This is a genomic window from Sphingobium sp. WCS2017Hpa-17 (assembly GCF_031843765.1).
GTDB lineage: Bacteria > Pseudomonadota > Alphaproteobacteria > Sphingomonadales > Sphingomonadaceae > Sphingobium.
Genome location: NZ_JAVTIV010000001.1, coordinates 403,616 through 421,503, shown reverse-complemented (window position 1 = coordinate 421,503; position 17,888 = coordinate 403,616). Strand labels below are relative to the sequence as shown.

At 64.1% G+C, this 17,888-nt stretch carries 18 protein-coding genes; 6 read left to right on the top strand and 12 right to left on the bottom strand.

Features of this window, described 5'->3' with window-relative positions:
- Window positions 1-48: 48 nt before the first annotated feature.
- Window positions 49-1,032: a helix-turn-helix domain-containing protein gene (locus tag RQH62_RS01940; RefSeq protein ID WP_311267051.1), complete on the bottom strand. Its 984-nt coding sequence runs from the start codon at window positions 1,030-1,032 to the stop codon at window positions 49-51.
- A gap of 74 nt (window positions 1,033-1,106) precedes the next feature.
- Window positions 1,107-3,380, bottom strand: a complete 2,274-nt coding sequence (ptsP, locus tag RQH62_RS01935) for a phosphoenolpyruvate--protein phosphotransferase (protein WP_311267050.1) — start codon at window positions 3,378-3,380, stop codon at window positions 1,107-1,109.
- Between the two features lie 160 nt (window positions 3,381-3,540).
- Between ptsP and RQH62_RS01930 the strand changes: the two genes are divergently transcribed.
- Entirely contained in the window at window positions 3,541-4,701 is a 1,161-nt protein-coding gene (locus RQH62_RS01930; protein ID WP_311267049.1) for a pyridoxal phosphate-dependent aminotransferase, read from the top strand.
- Between the two features lie 235 nt (window positions 4,702-4,936).
- Complete coding sequence (locus RQH62_RS01925) at window positions 4,937-6,103, top strand: pyridoxal phosphate-dependent aminotransferase (RefSeq protein ID WP_311267048.1); 1,167 nt, start codon at window positions 4,937-4,939, stop codon at window positions 6,101-6,103.
- A gap of 290 nt (window positions 6,104-6,393) precedes the next feature.
- On the opposite strand, the gene RQH62_RS01920 is transcribed toward RQH62_RS01925, so the two are convergent.
- A complete protein-coding gene (locus RQH62_RS01920) occupies window positions 6,394-7,236 on the bottom strand; it encodes a LysR substrate-binding domain-containing protein (RefSeq protein ID WP_311267047.1) in 843 nt (280 codons plus the stop codon).
- Between the two features lie 102 nt (window positions 7,237-7,338).
- Here RQH62_RS01920 and RQH62_RS01915 point away from each other — a divergent pair, with 102 nt between their 5' ends.
- Both RQH62_RS01915 and RQH62_RS01910 read left to right on the top strand, forming a co-directional pair.
- Window positions 7,339-8,787 (top strand): amidohydrolase family protein, encoded by a 1,449-nt coding sequence (locus tag RQH62_RS01915; protein WP_311267046.1) that lies wholly within the window; start codon window positions 7,339-7,341, stop codon window positions 8,785-8,787.
- 151 nt (window positions 8,788-8,938) lie between these two features.
- Window positions 8,939-10,189 carry an oligogalacturonate lyase family protein gene (locus RQH62_RS01910; RefSeq protein ID WP_311267501.1) on the top strand — a complete coding sequence of 417 codons (1,251 nt, stop codon included), beginning with the start codon at window positions 8,939-8,941 and terminating at the stop codon, window positions 10,187-10,189.
- 176 nt (window positions 10,190-10,365) lie between these two features.
- Here RQH62_RS01910 and RQH62_RS01905 read toward each other — a convergent pair whose 3' ends face one another.
- The 5 genes from RQH62_RS01905 to RQH62_RS01885 all read right to left on the bottom strand — a co-directional run bounded on the left by RQH62_RS01905 (window position 10,366) and on the right by RQH62_RS01885 (window position 13,124).
- On the bottom strand, window positions 10,366-10,833 hold the full coding sequence (locus RQH62_RS01905; protein WP_311267045.1) for an SRPBCC domain-containing protein: 468 nt from the start codon (window positions 10,831-10,833) through the stop codon (window positions 10,366-10,368).
- A complete protein-coding gene (locus RQH62_RS01900) occupies window positions 10,830-11,321 on the bottom strand; it encodes a VOC family protein (protein ID WP_311267044.1) in 492 nt (163 codons plus the stop codon). Before RQH62_RS01900 ends, RQH62_RS01905 begins: the two co-directional genes overlap by 4 nt.
- Complete coding sequence (locus RQH62_RS01895; protein ID WP_311267043.1) at window positions 11,321-12,121, bottom strand: VOC family protein; 801 nt, start codon at window positions 12,119-12,121, stop codon at window positions 11,321-11,323. The genes RQH62_RS01900 and RQH62_RS01895 overlap by 1 nt, the downstream gene beginning before the upstream one ends.
- A gap of 36 nt (window positions 12,122-12,157) precedes the next feature.
- Entirely contained in the window at window positions 12,158-12,520 is a 363-nt protein-coding gene (locus tag RQH62_RS01890; RefSeq protein ID WP_311267042.1) for a DUF1428 domain-containing protein, read from the bottom strand.
- Between the two features lie 163 nt (window positions 12,521-12,683).
- A complete protein-coding gene (locus RQH62_RS01885; RefSeq protein WP_311267041.1) occupies window positions 12,684-13,124 on the bottom strand; it encodes a VOC family protein in 441 nt (146 codons plus the stop codon).
- Window positions 13,125-13,236: 112 nt separating this feature from the next.
- On the opposite strand from RQH62_RS01885, the gene RQH62_RS01880 reads away from it, so the two are divergent.
- The gene (locus RQH62_RS01880) at window positions 13,237-13,923 is read left to right on the top strand and encodes a winged helix-turn-helix transcriptional regulator (protein ID WP_311267040.1); all 687 of its coding nucleotides are present in this window, start codon (window positions 13,237-13,239) and stop codon (window positions 13,921-13,923) included.
- On the opposite strand, the gene RQH62_RS01875 is transcribed toward RQH62_RS01880, so the two are convergent.
- Both RQH62_RS01875 and RQH62_RS01870 read right to left on the bottom strand, forming a co-directional pair.
- Window positions 13,898-14,218 (bottom strand): SMR family transporter, encoded by a 321-nt coding sequence (locus tag RQH62_RS01875; RefSeq protein ID WP_311267039.1) that lies wholly within the window; start codon window positions 14,216-14,218, stop codon window positions 13,898-13,900. The genes RQH62_RS01880 and RQH62_RS01875 overlap by 26 nt on opposite strands.
- Window positions 14,219-14,414: 196 nt before the next feature.
- Complete coding sequence (locus RQH62_RS01870) at window positions 14,415-15,155, bottom strand: SDR family oxidoreductase (RefSeq protein WP_311267038.1); 741 nt, start codon at window positions 15,153-15,155, stop codon at window positions 14,415-14,417.
- 99 nt (window positions 15,156-15,254) lie between these two features.
- Between RQH62_RS01870 and RQH62_RS01865 the strand changes: the two genes are divergently transcribed.
- The gene (locus tag RQH62_RS01865) at window positions 15,255-15,689 is read left to right on the top strand and encodes a helix-turn-helix domain-containing protein (RefSeq protein WP_311267037.1); all 435 of its coding nucleotides are present in this window, start codon (window positions 15,255-15,257) and stop codon (window positions 15,687-15,689) included.
- 100 nt (window positions 15,690-15,789) lie between these two features.
- Here the strand turns inward: RQH62_RS01865 and RQH62_RS01860 are convergent, their stop codons facing one another.
- Together RQH62_RS01860 and RQH62_RS01855 are read right to left on the bottom strand one after the other, a co-directional pair.
- A complete protein-coding gene (locus RQH62_RS01860) occupies window positions 15,790-16,677 on the bottom strand; it encodes a hypothetical protein (protein WP_311267036.1) in 888 nt (295 codons plus the stop codon).
- Between the two features lie 87 nt (window positions 16,678-16,764).
- Window positions 16,765-17,778 carry a nitronate monooxygenase gene (locus RQH62_RS01855; RefSeq protein WP_311267035.1) on the bottom strand — a complete coding sequence of 338 codons (1,014 nt, stop codon included), beginning with the start codon at window positions 17,776-17,778 and terminating at the stop codon, window positions 16,765-16,767.
- Between the last annotated feature and the right edge of the window lie 110 nt (window positions 17,779-17,888).

The following is a 17,888-nucleotide window of genomic DNA, read 5'->3' as shown; positions in this document are numbered from 1 at the left end:
TAAGCCGTTATTTCGCGCGGTAAAGCGCGACATGGCCCGGCGCTGGGCTCAGGGCTGGGTGCCGGTCGTGCCACCCGTAGCCGGCGCAGGTGCCGGCGACGCAGGCAATGGCACGCTCAGCCCGCCCGGCTGGCCAGCGATCTGGCCATTGGTTGCGGACGGCGCCGCTGTCGTCGGACGCTGCGCAGGCCGCGCCGTCGGCGTCCGTGCGGGCGTCGTGGCAGGGACGGCGGCTGGGGCGGCCGGCGCTTCCGCCGCCCGCGCCAGCAGCGCGGCCGCGCTCACCGGCACATCGGAAATGGTGCGATCGGGCGCGCCCAGCGGCGGGATCGGCTTGCCCCCCACCGTGACGTTCAGTGCCTGCGGGCGACCGGTCAGGATGGTCGGCCCCTTGGCTTCGGCCGGCAGGGTGAAGCTCTCGCCCTTCTTGAGCGTCCCGTCCTTCAGGCGCTCACCCGCCTCGTCAACGATGCGCAGCCATACATCGTCCACGGCGGTGAACACCACGGTCTGCACGACCGGTGCGGCTGGAGCGGCGCCGGCGGGACGGGCAGCGATCGCTTCCTGCTTGTCCTGCGCGATTTCCTCGGCCGTCGGCGGCGTCATCAATTGCGTGCGCCACACGGTATAGCCCGCGATCAACACGACCACTATGGCCAGCACGACCCAGGCCAGCCGTCGGGGCGGCACCCGCGCCGGGTCGACCGGTTCGAACGCCTCGTACCGGTTGGCGCCGATGTCGCTGTTGTGAACGCCATGGCGCACCTCGGCAGCAATCGCCACTTCGTCCAGATCGACAGTGCGAGCATAGGCCCGGGCAAAACCGACCGCATAGGGAATGCCCGGCAGTGCGGCATAATCGTCCCGCTCGACCGCTTCCAGTTGCCGCTGGGCAATGCGCGTACGGGTCGCGACATCCTGAATCGAAAGGCCCTGCGCCTCCCGCGCGGCACGCAACTTCGCGCCAGGGGTGGAAAGCTGCGCTTCCGGCGCGCCGATGGCGCCAGCTTCGGTTTCTGCTTCGTCTGCCATGCTGCTCCGCGACCTGTAATGGCCGGCCTTGTCTCATTGCGGGACGGGCGTTGTCAACGCCGCATCCCGCCAAATCAGCCGAGTTCGATATTCCGTTCAACCGCCCATTGCGTCAGCCGCGCGCGAATGTCGATCGCTCCGCTGTCCAGCATTTCGCGCATCAGCACGCGCAATTGCTCGGCATCCACCGCGCGGATCATTGCCTTGACCGGACCGACCGACGCCGGCGTGATCGACAGGCGACGAATGCCAAGGCCGATCAATGCCATCGCCTCCAATGTCCGCCCGCCCATCTCGCCGCATACACCGACCGGCACCTGATGCTCGTGGCAGGTCCGCGCCACCCGATCGAGGAAGCGCAATATGGCGATGCTCAACCAGTCGTACCGCTCCGCCAGCCGCGGATGCGCCCGGTCGGCGGCAAACAGGAACTGCGTCAGGTCATTGGTGCCGATCGAGAGGAAATCCAGTCTGGGCAGCAACAGGTCCAGCACCTCCGCCAGTGCCGGCACTTCCAGCATCGCGCCATATTTCACTGCGATCGGCAGTTTCTTCTTTTGCGACACCAGCCATTCGCGCTGATGCTCGACCAGCGCGCGCGCCTGCTCATATTCCCATGGCTCCGACACCATCGGGAACATGATGTGCAGCATCTTGCCAGCGCTCGCCTCCAGCAGCGCGCGCGCCTGCGCCTTCATCAATCCGTCGCGATCCAGCGCCAGCCGCAGCGCGCGCCAGCCCATCGCCGGATTATCCTCATGCTCATCATCGTCGCGCTGCATGTATGGCAGCGCCTTGTCCCCGCCGATATCGACGGTGCGAAAGATGACGGGCCGGTCGCCGGCCGCATCCAGCACATCCTTGTACAATCGCTGCTGCTTCTCGCGCTGCGGCAGGGTGGCCGACACCAGAAACTGAAACTCCGTGCGGAACAGGCCGATGCCGTCCGCCCCCACCAGATCCAGCGCCTGCGCATCCTCGCGCAGGCCGGCGTTGACCATCAATTCCACCCGCTGCCCGTCCGCCGTCACCGATGGCAGGTCGCGCATGGCGGTAAATTCCGCGCGGCGCTTCTGCGTCACATGCAGCTTGTTCTCGAACGCCTCCTCCATGTCGGCGGTCGGACGGATCAGCAGCGAATTGGCGCCGACATCCATCAGCACCAGATCACCCTCCGTCACCAGATGGCGAATGTCGCGCACCCGGCCCAGCACCGGCACCCCCATGGCCCGCGCAACGATGGTGACATGCGCTGTCAGCGACCCTTCTTCGAGTATGACGCCCTTCAACCGGCGTCGGTCATATTCCAGCAATTCCGCCGGCCCCAGGTTGCGCGCGATCAGGATTGCGTCCTGCCGCAACCCCATCTGCGCCGCCGTGCCCAGCTGCCCCGACACAATGCGCAGCAACCGGTTGGCCAGATCCTCCAGATCGTGCATCCGGTCGGACAGCAGCGGATCATCGATCTGCCGCATCCGCATCCGGGTGCGCTGCTGCACCCGCTCGATCGCCGCCTCGGCGGTCAGGCCACTGTCGATCGCCTCATTGATCCGCCGCGTCCACCCTTCGTCATAAGCGAACATCTTGTAGGTCTCCAGAACCTCCTGATGTTCGCCCTCCATGCCGAACTCGGCCGCACCGGTCATCCGGTCGATCTGCTCGCGCATTTTGGCAAAAGCGGAAATGACGCGCTGCCGCTCCGCCTCGGTATCTTCCGCGACGGTATGCTCGATATGCACGCGCGGCTGGTGAAAGACGATATGGCCCCGCGCCATGCCCATCACCAGTTGCAGGCCATGCAGCATATTGGTGCCGGTGTCGGCAATGCGCGCATCCGCCGGGCCATCATCTGCCAGCTCGGCATTAGCGATCAGTTCCGACATCACCATCGCGACGGTCTGGAGCGCCTCGATCTCGACTTCCTCATATTTGCGCGGGTCCGCATGCTGCACACACAGGACGCCGATGGCGCGCTCGCGCCGTACGATCGGCACGCCGGCAAAGCTGTGGAACAGTTCCTCACCGGTTTCCGGGCGATAGGAGAAATCGGGGTGCGACGCCGCCTCGTCTAGATTCAGCGTTTCGACATTGGTGGCGATCAGGCCGACCAGTCCCTCGCCCATCGCCATGCGGGTGACATGCACCGCCTCCTGCTTCAGCCCGCGCGTCGCGAACAGTTCCAGCACGCCTTCTCGCACCAGATAGATGGAACAGACTTCGCTCGACAGCGACTCGCCGATGATCTCCACCACCTTGTTCAGCTTGGCCTGGGCGCTGTTACGCGCGGCCATCACCTCCTGAAGGCGGATGAGGATCTGGCGAGCGGCGGCGGCGGGTGTGCTGGGCATTTCATTGCGCTATCAGATTGATGCGCCGCTTTCCAAGGCGTTTCCTATAATCGGCCCCGCAATATTGTTAAGCAGAGCTTATTTGCATGGCGGGAACATAATGTACATTCGTCCAGCAGGCTGAAGGCCCGCGCGCGGGCACGCAGGGAGAAGAGGGATCATGGCGAAGCACATCGAACCGGCAATGGAACAGGATCTGATCGCGCGCGGCTATTCGCGCCGCCAGATGGCGAAGGTCGCGGCGCTACTCGGCGCTGGCGCTGCCGCCATCCGCGTCACCGGCGCTGCCGCGCAGCAGGCGGCCAAGCCCGTCGCGGGCGCGGTCCGCATCGGCGCCAACGAATGCTGGACCGGCCCCTTCCCCGTCGCCGCCGACGCCGCGTTCAAGCTGGTAACGGAAGGCAATCGCTACGAACCGGACAATGAGCATCAGAAGCTGTTCGACGCCGTCGCCGCGGTGGAGGGCATTCCCGCCGACCGCGTCACTGCATGGCCCGGTTCGTCCGATCCCCTGAGCCGCGTCGCCGTCGCCTATGCCTCGCCCACGCGCGGCATCGTCACCGCCGACCCGACCTATGAAGCCATCTGGCGCACTGCCGCCTGGATCGGCGCCCCGGTCAAGAAAGTGCCACTGACCAGGGATTACGCCCATGACGTAAAGGCGATGCTGGCGGCCGATCCCAATGCCGGCGTCTATTATATCTGTTCGCCCAACAACCCGACCGGCACCGTCACCCCGGTCGCCGACATCGAATGGCTGGCCAACAACAAGCCCAAGGATTCGATCCTGGTCGTGGACGAAGCCTATATCCACTGGGTCGACGGCCCCAACGCCGCCAAACTCGCCGCCACCCGCGACGACGTGCTCATCCTGCGCACATTCTCCAAACTGTTCGGCATGGCCGGCATGCGCCTCGGCCTTACCTTCGCCTCGCCTACGCTCATGGAAAAGATGATGCGCTATGACGGCGGGCAGGTGACGGCGATGCTGCCGATGACCGCCGTGGCCTGCGGCACCGTCTCGGTCGCGCAGGCCGACCTCATCAAGGCGCGCCGCGCCGAAATGAACGCCGCCCGCGAAAAATCGGTGAGCCATCTCAAGGCCAAGGGGATCAAGGTCATCCCCGGCAGCCAGGCGAACATGTTCATGGTCGACTGGGGCAAGAAGTCGGCCAAGGACATGCAGGCCGCCCTGCTCGCCGCCAATGTCCAGATCGGCCGCAACTGGCCGATCTGGCCCACCGTCTCGCGCGTGTCGGTCGGCTCGATGGCGGAAATGGAAGCCTTCAACGCCGCCGTCGACAAGGTATGGAAAGCATAACGACGTCATCTGAAAAATGCGCGAAAGGGCGCACTTTTAAAGCAGCACCGGCCCGCTCCCCCACCCGGCCACCCAACGGCAGTATCATATGGGTGGCCGGGTGGGGGAGCGGGCCGGTGCCGTCTAATTTTCCGCAGGAAAATTGCTAAAAAGACGCTCGGCGCATTGCGGAAATGCGCCGCCCTTTCGTCTTTCCCCATGACCAGATTGTTTGCAGAACAAGGGGACAGACGACATGACCATGATGCTGAACAAGGACGCGCAGGACGACCTGATAGAACGCGGCTATTCGCGCCGCCAGCTGGGCGAAGTCGCCGCATTGCTGGGCGCCGGCGTCGCCGCCAGCTCGCTGCTCGGCGGCAGCGCAATGGCGCAGCAGCAGGCCGCACGCGGCGTCAAGGGCGCGGTGCGTATCGGCTCCAACGAATGCTGGACCGGCCCCTTCCCCTCGGGCGTTCAGGCCGCCGCCGAAGCCGCCTCGTTCGGCAACTGGTATGATCCGGACAATTATAAGGGCGACCTGATCACCACCGTCGCCGCTGTCGAAGGCATCCCTGAAGCGCAGGTCATGCCCTGGCCCGGTTCGGGCGGCCCGCTGGTCAGCATCGTGGCGGCCTATTGCTCCCCGACCAAGGGCCTGGTCACCGCCGACCCGACCTTCGAATCCGCCTGGCGCACCGCCGATTACATGAAGGCCCCCATTGCCAAGGCGCCCCAGGCGATCGGCAAGGGTCATGACGTGAAGGCGATGCTGGCCGCCAATCCGAACGCAGGCCTTTATTATATCTGCACGCCTAACAACCCGACCGGCACCATCACCCCGCTGGCCGACATCAAATGGCTGCTGGACAACAAGCCGGCCGACGCCATGCTGCTGGTGGACGAAGCCTATATCCACTTCTCCGAAGCCCCCAGCGCCGCTTCGCTGATCGGCAACCGCAAGGACATCATTGTCATGCGGACCTTCTCGAAGCTGTTCGGCATGGCCGGCGTGCGCCTCGGCCTCACCTTCGCCGACCCCGAAGTGCAGAAGCGCATCTCGCTCTTCGGCCCGTCGGCTGGCGGGCTCGCCATCACCGCCATGCACTGCGGCAATGCGGTCTACAAGGAAGCCGCCCTCATCAAGGCGCGCCGCAACGAAATGATCGCCAACCGCGACGAAACCATCGCATGGCTGACCAAGAAGGGCATCGAAGTGCAGCCCGGCAGCCAGGCGAACATGTTCATGGTCAACTGGAAGAAGCCGGCCAAGGAGATGCAGGCCGCCCTGCTCGCCACGCCTGAAAAGGTACAGATCGGCCGCAACTGGCCGATCTGGCCCAACGTTTCGCGCGTGACCGTCGGTTCCGCCGACGACATGGCCAAGTTCCGCGCCGCCGTGGACAAGGCCTACAAGGCCTAAAAGGCTGAGCCTCCCATAGGCACGCAGAAAGGCGTCCGGGCAACCGGGCGCCTTTTTTATCCTCCCCAAGCTCGCTTGAGGAGGGGGACCGCCGCCGCAGGCGGTGGTGGAGGGGAAATGCCGCTCTCTCTTATCCCTCTCCCCCACGGGGGAGAGGGCTGCGCAGACTTGGCAGCTTGCTGCCTAGGCGAAGCTGGGTGAGGGGGAAGCAGCCTCGCGAGAATAGGCTGAACTTGCCTCCCTCATCCAACTCCGCCTAGGGAGAAGGAAGGGCTGCTTCTGGTCGCACCTCACCCCGCCCGCGCCGCCAGCACCGCGATCATCACCCGCCCCAGATCCGCCAGTGGCCCGTCGCCCTCCCGCGCATAGAGCGACACCAGCATCGGCTCGACCCCGCCCAGATCGTGCCGCCGCACCACCGCCGCCCCGCCCACGCCCGCCAGCGGCAGCAGCGACACGCCTACTCCGGCTTCGACCGCCGCCACCACGCTTTGCAGGCTGCTCCCCGAAAAGGCGACGAACCAGCGCCGCCCCTCCCGCTCCAGCTGCGCGAACATCGCCTCGCGATACAGGCCACCGGCCGGAAAGCAGACCAGCGGCAGCGCCTCCTCCTCCACCGCGTCACCCTCCGCCGCCGCGAACCAGCCCAACGGCTCGGCAAAGCTCGCGCGACAATCCGCCCCGGCCACAGCCTCCTTCACGATCACGATATCGAACTCCCCCTGCCGATATCGCTGCGCCAGATCGCGGCTCAACCCCGTCGTTGCATCCAGCCGTACATGTCGATGCGCCCGCGCAAAACCCGCGAACGCTTCCGCCATCGCCCCGGTCGCCAGATCCTCCGGCAGGCCGATGGAGATCGCCGCCGTCCCCGCCGGATCGCACAGCAGCAGCGCGGCATCCTCATTCAGCAACAATATCCGCCGGGCATGACCGATCAGCCGCTCGCCCATCGCGGTCAGGCATACCGGCCGCGCCGATCGGTCGACCAGCCGGTGCCCCGCCATCGCCTCCAGCCGGCCGATCTGCTGGCTGATGGTCGACTGGGTCATGTTCAGCCGCTCGGCCGCATGGGTAAAATTGCCACTATCGGCAATAGCGACAAGGCTGCGCAGCAGGCGAGGATCGAACATGCACGCCATTATCAATCTGCATGCTATTCATTCCAACATCTAATTTGCGCATGATGGTCGACCCGCTAAAACCGCCTTTCCCCTCTGGAGCGCGGACCGACGATGAAGACCCTGCTGGCCACCACCCTGCCCCTGATTGCCCTCATCGCTTCTCCTGCGCTCGCTGCCCAGCAGCAGGGCGACATGATCATCCGCCACGTCTCCGTCATCGACGTCGAGCATGGCCGCGCCAACCCCGATCAGGCGGTAGTTCTGCGCGGTCCGGATATCGTCGCGGTCGGCCCGGACAAGGCCATTGCCAAAGATTGGCAAGCCGCCGGCATGATCGAGGGCAAGGGCCGCTTCCTCATCCCCGCCCTCTGGGACATGCACGTCCATTTCGGCGGCGGCCCGGATCTGATCGAGGAGAATAAGGCGCTCCTCCCCCTCTATGTCGCCCATGGCATCACCACCATCCGCGACTGTTCGGGCGACCTGCCCGACAGCGTGCTGACATGGCGCCACGATATCGCTAGCGGCAGCCTGTTCGGCCCGCGCCTCCTCACCTCCGGCGCCAAGATCGAAGGGATCGCGCCCGTGTGGAAGGGCACGATCGAGGTCGGCAGCAAGACCGATGTGGACGCCGCCATCACCCGCCTGCAACAGCGTGACCATGTCGACTTCGTGAAGATCACCGACAGCACCTTGAAGCCAGACCTGTTCCTCTACGCCGTAGCGCAGGCGAAGGCGCATGGCCTGCGCAGTTCGGGCCATATCCCGATGGCGCTGACCGTCGGACAAGCAGTAGACGCCGGCATCAGTTCGATCGAGCATCTCGACTATGCCTATAAGGCGGGCGTGAAGGACGAAGCCGCCATCGCCGCCGATTTCGCCGCCGGCCGCATCGACCGGGCGGAGGCCAATCGCCGGCTCGATACCGGCTTCGACACCGACACCGCCATGGCCGCCTATCACAATTTCGCCGCGAAGAATGTGTTCGTCACCCCGACCCTCAACGGCAGCCGCATCCTCACCTATCTTGATCGCGACACCCACGCGAACGATCCCTATCTCGCCTATATCGGGCCGAAACTGCGCAAGACCTATGACTGGCGCATCCAGCGCGCGGCAGGCGCCGATGCCGCCGCGATACAGGCGCGCCACGACCATTTCGAACGCATGGCTGCCATATTGCCGCTGCTGCAAAAGGCCGGCGTCACGATCATCGCCGGCACCGACGCAGGCTTCCTCAACAGCTTCAACTATCCGGGCATCGGCCTGCACGACGAACTCTCCCTGTTCGTGAAACAGGGCCTCACCCCGGCCCAGGCGCTCTCCGCCGCCACCCGCGCCGGCCCGGCCTGGTTCGGCCAGCTCGACCGCTATGGCAGCGTGGAGACCGGCAAGGCCGCCGACCTCGTCCTGCTCGACCGCAATCCGTTGCAGGATATCGCGGCGACCCGCGCCATCGCCACCGTCGTCATGCGCGGCAAAAGCTACGACCGCGCCGCCCTCGACGCGATGCTGGCCGACACGAAGGCCAAGGTCGCGGATTGGAACAAGGCCCCCTGACATAAAACAAAATGAACCTGTCTCATTTCGTCATCGCGGCAGAATAGAAAGGCTTACGCCCCCTGACCCGATTGCCTAAATTTTCACCATGCGTTACCACGTTCCATAAAATGGACATGTGGAGACGATAATGCGTGGAAAAGGGCTGGCTCTGATAGGATTCCTGCCGCTGCTGGTCGCGGCCTCGCCTGCGCCCAAACCCGCCAGTTGGACAGACCCCACCACCGGCCACCGCATCGTCCGCGTCGATGACCGTCCCGGCAATTACGGCCTCTATTTCAACTATAACCCGTTCACCCCGGACGGGAAGCGGATGATCTATCTGACGCCAGAGGGCATCCGCGTCGCCGACACCGCCAACTGGACCACCCGCCTTGTCCTGAAGGAAAAGATCGACCGCCTGCTCTTCGTCGGCAACCGCGCGCCCATCGCCTATTACAGCACCAGCCCCATCGGCAACGAAGCCGCCTCCACCATCTGGTCGGTCGATCTCGACACCGGCAAGCGCCGCCGCATCGCCGACCTGCCCGGCGGCCGCATCGCGTCGATCAATGCCGACGACACGCTGCTCGCCGGCCATCGCGAACTCGCTCCACCGCCCACCGCCATCGCCGCGCAGGGCAATCGCGATCCGAAAACCGGCTCCCCCACCTATGCCGCCAACGGCCCGGATGGAAAGCCCCTGCCCTTCGCGGTCGCCAAGGAACAATGGATGGCAAAGCGCCTCGCCGCCGGCGTGCCGATGGAAATCTTCACCATCGACATCCGCACCGGCGAGCGAAAGACCGTCACCCAGTCGAACGACTGGCTGAACCACGTCCTCTTCTCCCCCTCCGATCCGACCTTGCTCTCTTATTGCCATGAAGGCCCGTGGCAGAAGGTCGACCGCATCTGGACCATCCGCACCGATGGGTCAGCCAAGACGAAAGTGCATCAACGCACCTTTCAGGGCGAGATTGCCGGTCATGAATATTGGGCGCCCGACGGCCGCACCATCTGGTACGACCTCATCCAGCCGATGGGCGTGCGCTGGCTCGCCAGCCTCGACGTGGTGAGCGGCAAGCGGATCTGGTATAAATTGGGCGAAGGGCAAGGCAGCTATCATTACAGCTCCTCGCCCGACAACCGCCTCTTCTCCGGCGACGGCAATGACGACGGCAAATATATCAGCCTCTTCCGCCCCCGCGCCGATCCCAACCCGCGCGTGCCCGACACGCTGGACGGCGAACGACTGATCGCAGCCGGCGATCTGGAAACCCAGCGCCTCGCCGACCTGTCGAAACATGATTATACGCTGGAACCCAACCAGCATTTCACGCCCGACGGCAAATGGCTGGTCTACCGCGCCAATGTGGAGGGCAAGCCCGCCATCTACGCCGTGGAAGTGGCGAAGGCGAAATGACCGATCATCCCCTGAAAGTGGAGAATTTAGAACAAATAGGGCCGATCGCCATTTCGTTCAGGTGGAGCCGAAAAGCGTGATTTTCGAGTAACGGAGCGCAGCGTACTTAAGTACGTGAGCACCGGAACGCAGAAAAGCGCGCTTTGCAGGCCCGCCTGGGCGGAATAGCGACGGTCCTAAGCACTCGCGGCAGATATCTCGCTCAGCGCCTTAAACTGCTCCATCATCTGGTCCCAACCCGGATGGAATCCCATTGCCTCATGCCGCGCCTTGGCCTCCGCATCCCAATGGCGCGCGGTCGCGGTGAAGCGCGTGCCCTCCCCCTCATCCTCGAACCGCCATACCGCCGTGATGAACGCCGTTTGCGGTATCCATCCCGACGCATAGGCGTCCGTCGTCACCGCCAGTTCGTTCGGCACCACCTCCAGGAACACGCCCTCCATCGGCCCCGTCTCTTCGCCATTCGGCCCGAACATCTGCACCGAGCTCCGCCCGCCGGGGCGCAAATCCTGTTCGATCACTTCCGCCCGCCAGGGCTTGGGGCAAAACCATTCGTCCTTCAGGTCTACCCAGACCTTCCAGCATATCTCCCGCGGCGCGGCGATGTGGCAGGTGACGGACAATTCATGTTCGGCGCTGCTCATGTCGCTTTCCCTTCGAAGGCCGCCTGCATAGCGGCGGTATCCAGCTTCCGCATGGTCATCATCACCCCCATCATCCGTGCTATGCCCTCACGGTCGTCGGTCCGATAATTGTCCATGATCTGCCGCGTCACCAACTGCCAGCACAGGCCATATTTGTCCGTGACCCAACCGCACGGCCCATCCTTGCCACCATCGGCGGTCAGCGCGTCGAAATGCCGGTCCAGTTCCGCCTGATCCTCGCACGCCACGGACAGCGATATCGCCTCGTCAAAGGTGAATTGCGGCCCGCCATTCAGCGCCTGATAGCTTTGCCCGAACAGAGTGAATTCGACCAGCAGCACGCTCCCGCCCGGCAACGGCGATGGCGACGGATTGTCCTGCGGATAGTAGCTGACATGGTCGATCGACCCGCCAAAGACGGACACGTAGAATTGCGCCGCCTCCTGGGCATTGCCATCGAACCAGAGGCAGGGGGTGATCTTGTCCATCACGCCGCCCCCTTCATACCCACCAGCGCAAACATCGCGCCTTGCGGATCGGTTGCCTGAATGATCCAGCCACCACCCGGCACCTCCATCGGCCCGTTCAGCACCGTGCCGCCGCCAGCCTTCACCTTCTCCACCGCCGCGTCGATGTCACCCACGACAAAATAGAACAGCCACACCGGTCGCGGCATTTCCTTCGGGCATGGCATGATGCCGCCGGTCATATCCTGAAAATCGCTGCCGCCGGTCTGGGATACCAGCTGATAACTGCCCATTTCGCCCATATCCATGGCGTCCCCGGTCGTCCATCCGAACTGGCCGGTGTAGAAGGTCAGATCTGCGTCAAAGTCCCCGGCATAGAGTTCATGCCAGCCGACATGGCCCGGCGCCATCGCCGGCGCCGCCTCCATTCCCTCGTCGCTCGATCCCTTGAGCAGCATGAACACCGCCCCACCCGGATCGGCCATCACCGCAAAGCGCCCGACGCCCGCTATGTCCTCGGCCGGGCGCATCACCCTGCCGCCCGCCGCGCTCAGTCGCTCCGCATCCGTGTCGACATCCGCCGATCCCATATAGCCGCCCCACCAGGGTGTCATGCCGCAGTCCTTCGCTTCAGCCGGGATCGCCATGACCCCGCCGACCGCGCCCGCGCTGCCCGACATCACATGATAAGGATCGTCCGTCCGCTCGCCACCGAAAGGCTGCGACGTCCACCCCAGCACATCGCCATAAAAAGCCAGCGCCGCCTGCGGATCGCTGGTCATCAGTTCGTACCAGAAGAATTTGCCGGTAAAGTCCGTCATTGTCCGTCTCCTTGCATGGAGGTCAGGGCAGGAAGTTCAGGCCTTCGCGTCCAGCAAAACCTCGAACCCGCCATAGATCAGCCGCGCGCCGCTGAACGGCATGTCCTCACCCTCCTTGGGCTGCATGCGTTCATCCTTCATGACCTTTTCAGCCCCAGCATCGCGGGTTTCCTTGTCGGGCCATTCGATCCAGGAAAAGACGACCTCCTCATCCTCCTCCGCGATCACCGCGGTCCGGAAATCGTTGGTCTTACCGACCTTCACGTCGTTCGCCCAACATTCCACCACGCGCAGCGCACCATGTTCAATGAAAATGGGCGCGGCATAGGCCGCAACCTCGCGATAGCGTTCCTTGTTGCCCTTGGGCACCGGGATCACGAAACCGTCCATATAGGCCATTGTCTCTCTCCTCTTCGTTTTGGAAATGCGCCATGGGCGCATCCGCACCAGCCCACTCCCCCACCCGACCGCCCAGACATGGTATTCTGATGGGTGGCCGGGTGGGAGAGCGGGCCGGCACCGCATCAAAATGCGCTCTTTCGCGCATTTCCCAAACGAACTCTTATGCTTCGGCGGTCTGGCCGGCCGCCATCATGGCTTCCATATCCATCCACATCACTTCCCAGATATGGCCGTCCAGATCGGCGAAATTGCGGCCGAACATGAAGCCATGATCCTGCCGGGGGTTGGGCTCACTGCCCCCCGCAGCCAGCGCCTTGTCCACCGTCGCGTTCACCGCATCGCGGCTCGTCTCGCTCAAACACAACAGCATCTGCGCGGTTGCATGCGCATCGGGAATGGCACGCGGCGTAAAGCTGCGGAACCGGTCATGGGTCAGCAGCATCACATGGATCGTCTCGGAAAATGTCAGCATCTGCGCATTCTCGTCGGCGAAATCCCGGTTCGGCACCGCACCCACCGCTTCATAAAAAGCGATGGCAGCGGGCAAATCTCTGACTGGCAAATTGACGAAAATCATCTTCGGAGCGGGTTCATTCGACATCACGCTTCTCCTCTGAATTTTCCCGGCGATCGCATCTTCGGGCGACTCACCGCTTGCGCTTTGTGCGCCCAATGATTATTTTCTGCAACGTTTAAGTTAGAAAAGATAACTAATGAGTCAGACCGCAAGAAAACGCGCCTATCAGGACGGATGCGCCGTCGCCCATGCTCTGGACATGATCGGTGATCGCTGGGCGATGCCGATCATGCGCGAACTGATGCTGGGGCCAAAGCGTTTCACCGACCTGCGCGCCGGCCTGCCCGGAATCAGCGCCAATGTGCTGACGCAGCGGCTGGAAGAACTGGAGGCCGCCAGCATCCTCATCCGCCGCCGCCTGCCCCCGCCCGCCGCCAGCCAGATTTACGAACTGACCGACTGGGGCCGCGAATCGGAAATCTTGTTTCAGGTACTGGGCCGCTGGGCCTGCCGCTCCCCCACAATGCAGCCAGGCAAGCCGATGAGCCAGGTATCGGTCATCCTGTCGATGCGCACGATGATCGACCGCCACCGCATCGGTGACCTGAATGCCACCATCGGCTTCCGCTTCGGCGAAGAGGAATTTCGCGCCACCCTCAAGGACGGCGACTTCCAGATCGACCGGAGCGAAGCCGCCGGGGCGGACACCATCATCAGTGGTGACCAGAACATGCTGGTCGCGGTAATCTATGGCGGCGCGTGCTACGCCGATGTGGCGCTGATAATCGAGGGGGACAAGGCGCTGGCGAACCGCTTCGCCACCCTTTTCCCCCTGCCCCCGAAGGCACCCGATATGGTCAGCCCTGCGCCGACAGCTTCATAAGCACCAGCCCGGCGAGGATCAGCCCCGCCGCGACCAGCCGCGCGGCACTGATCCCCTCGCCCAAAAAGGCGACGCCGACCGCGAACGCGCCGAGCGCCCCGATCCCGGTCCAGATCATATAGGCCGTACCCAAGGGCAGGCTGCGCATCGCCAGCGACAGCAGCCCGAAACTCGCGACCATCGCGCCCAACGTAATGAGGCTGGGCACCAGCCGGCTGAACCCATGCGATTGTTTCATCGCAAAGGCCCAGACGATTTCCAGCACACCGGCGATAAAGAGATAGACCCAGGCCATGACGGCTCTCCTTCCAAAAGAGAGCCGGGCCGTCCCGGACTTCAAACCCGCAAGGGTGGAGGACGTGGCCTCGCTTATCACCTAAAAACCCGTTTGGGCTGAGCCTGTCGAAGCCCATTCCCTACTTAAGAAAAGAACGGCTCTTCGACAAGCGCAGGGCCAATGGATGTTGGGAATTAAGGCGCGTAGCGCTCGCTCAATGCGCCCCGTTCAGCATCCCGAACACCTGCGCAAACTCCCCGCGCTTCGTAGCCTCGCTCAGATATTTCACCCGCTCAACATGGATTTCCGCCGGGGTCGGCTGCTGCCTCAACAGCGCCATCGTTTCGCTGATAAAGTCGGCCAACTTCATCATCTGCTCATTCTCCGCGTGGCCGGGCATCAGGTCGGTCTGCACGCCCGGCGGCACGATCTCCACCACCTCTACGCTGGTCGCCTTCAACTGCTCCCGCATCGCCAGCGACCAGCCATGGATCGCCGCTTTGGTCGCGCTATAGGTCGGCGTCGCCACCAGCGGGACGAAGGCCAGCCCCGACGACACAGTCAGGATCGTCGACGCCGCCTGCGCCTCCAGATGCGGCAACAGCGCATGGGCCAGCCGGATCGGACCCAGCAGATTGGTCGCGACCGTGGCCTCCGCGATGGCAAGGTCGATCTTCTCCTCCGCCACCATGATCCCGGCATTGAGCAGTACGGCGTTGAGCGCCGGGAAATCCGCGACCAGCTTCTCCGCAAAAGCCTTAATCGCCGCCGGATCTTCCATGTCCAGCGTCACCGCCGCCATGCCCGGATGATCGGCCACGACTGCGTCCAGAGCTGCCTGCCGCCGTCCGGCGATGATGACCTGATTGCCAGCTGCATGAAATTCATGCGCCAGCGCCGCGCCGATGCCCGACCCGCCGCCGGTGATGAGGATGGTGTTGCCTGTGGATTGCATGGTGGGCCTCCTTTCAATTGGCTTGAAGGGCAATTTAGCTCTATGCTCTCTTTTGGAAAGTAGGCACCGAAAAGTGCTGTAGTTACCCAAAGGTGAGAAATGGCAAATCCGCTGCAATCCCGCTTCGCCGCCGCCGATATTGCGCAGGCTGAGCATTATCTCGCGCATGAGCCGCCGACCGATATCGACCCGCGCATCGAGCGACTCGTCAACGACCTCATTGGCCGCATCGCCGACAAATGGACGCTGCTGGTGCTGGAGGAACTGGAGGCGAAGGGCACGCTGCGCTTCACCGAAATCGGCCGACAGGTGGAAGGGATCAGCCAGAAGATGCTGACCCAGACGCTGCGCCAGATGGAGCGCGACGGCCTGCTCACCCGTACGGTCCATCCGGTGGTCCCGCCGCGCGTAGACTATGCGCTGACCCCGCTCGGCAACAGCCTGAGCGCTGCGTTCTGCGGCGTCTGGGTCTGGGCCGAGCGCAATCTGGAAACGGTGGAAGCCGCGCGCGCCAGTTTCGACGCGCGGGATTGATTAGCCTGCATCCGTTCGGGCTGAGCGAAGTCGAAGCCCTCAACTGAGCGCAGCGAAGGGCCTTCGACTTCGCTCAGGGCGAACGGGCATGTGCAGCTGGCTACTCGCCCGACGTCGTCGGCACGGGCTGCACGATCAACTTGGGGGCGCTATTGTCTGGCAACGTGCGCGCAGGCGCGGGCGGTCCGGACGGCGTCACCGCTGACGGCGCAGGCACCGTCCCCGCCGCAGGTGCAGGCGACATCGCCTCCAGCGAACTTTTGTAGCTTGGCGTCCACCCCTTGGGCGGTGCTTCGCCCGGCGGTATCGGGGGCGGCGGCAGCGGCGTGGGCGACACCACGACCGTCACCGTCGCGCCGAAGCGTGACTGCCATTCGGCCAGCCGCCGCAGATAATCGGCATAGGCCTCGTAAAAATCCTGGAACGGCTTTTCCAGCTCGGCCAGCAACGCAGGCGCCTCCTCCAGCAATTGCGAGGAGGGCATGGCGATGATCTTCTGCCCCACCGTCACCGCGACCGGGCAGAAAGTCTTGATCACCGGCGGCAGCGCGAAGAAATTATAGACGACCGTGTTCAGCCGCTCGCGCGACGCCATGCCCGAACTGCCATAGGCCACGCTGTAATTGCGATCGACCGCCGCGTTGGCGCTGTTCAGCGTCGTCTTATGTAGCGCCAATATCTGATTATATTGCAGCCGCGCGGTCGGTCCATATTTGTCGCAATTGAGCGCCGCGACGTTCAGCGCCATGCGGATATGCCACAGCGCGGTATTGGATGTGACGCCGCGATTGGCGGTCAGATATTTGCCGTCTTCGCCCTTTTCCGGGATGCTCATCCCCGCGGCCGCGCCCGATGGCGGCACCGGGCGCACGGTCGGCACCACGGCCGGCGGCGGGGTGGGCGGCGGCGGCGGCGGTGGCGTCGAACAGGCCGCCAGCACGGCCAGCGAGACAAGGGAAAGACGGCCGGTAAGGCGCGAAGACAACATCAAATTCTCCGGCAGGACGATAGGCACCGGTCATGCCGGTCATGGGGCTGGGACGAATATGCCTAACCCGCGACTCACCGCAACCCTTTAAGCGACTCGCCGTTCCAGCGCCTCGGCAGCCTGCGCCATCAGTTGCGCGATGATATCCGCGACCGGCTCTTCCTTCGTCACCATGCCGACCGACTGGCCCGCCATCAGCGAACCGCCCTCGACATCGCCGTCGATCACTGCCTTGCGCAGCGCGCCGGCCCAATAATGTTCGATCTGCAACTGCGCTTCCATCATGTCCACCGCGCCGCTGTCCAGCAGGTTGGCGACTTCGCGCTGTTTGGCGGTGAAAGCTTCGGTGCCGGCATTTTTGAGCGCGCGCACCGGGATGACCGGCAGGCGCGGGTCGATCTGCACGCTGGCGATCGCGTCGCGGGCAGACGCGCGGAAAAACGCCTTCTTGAAATTGGGGTGCGCGATGCTCTCGCTCGCGCAGGCAAAGCGCGTGCCCAGTTGCACGCCCGCCGCACCCATTTCCAGATAGGCGGCGATCGCCTCGCCCCGCCCGATACCGCCCGCCACGAACACGGGGACCTGCTCCGCCATTTCCGGCAATATTTCCTGCGCCAGCACACTGGTCGCGACCGGACCGATATGGCCGCCCGCTTCCATGCCTTCCACCACCAGCGCGTCCACGCCCGACCGCACCAGCTTCTTGGCCAGCGCCAATGCCGGTGCGAAGCAGATCAGCTTGGCGCCTTTGGCCTTGATCGCCTCGATGCTGCCCTTGGGCGGCAGGCCGCCGGCCAGCACGACATGGCCGACATCATGCTTCGCGCACACCTCGATCAGGTCGAACAGCAACGGGTGCATGGTGATCAGGTTCACGCCGAACGGCTTGCTCGTCAGCGCCTTGGTCGCGACAATCTCCGCATCCAGCAATTCGGGCGTCATCGCGCCGCAGGCGATCACGCCGAACCCGCCGGCATTGGAAATCGCCGCCACCAGATTGCGCTCACTGACCCAGCTCATCGCCCCGCACAGAATCGCCGTCTCGCACCCGAAAAATTCGGTGCCGCGGGCCATCAGGGAAGTGAGCTTGGCGTGAGTCATGGTCTAACCTCAATAAACACAAAAAGCCCCTCCCCTTCAGGGGAGGGGTTGGGGTGGGGGCGTGCCGAAACATGCCCTCACCTATCCTTATCTCTCCCCTGACCGGGGAG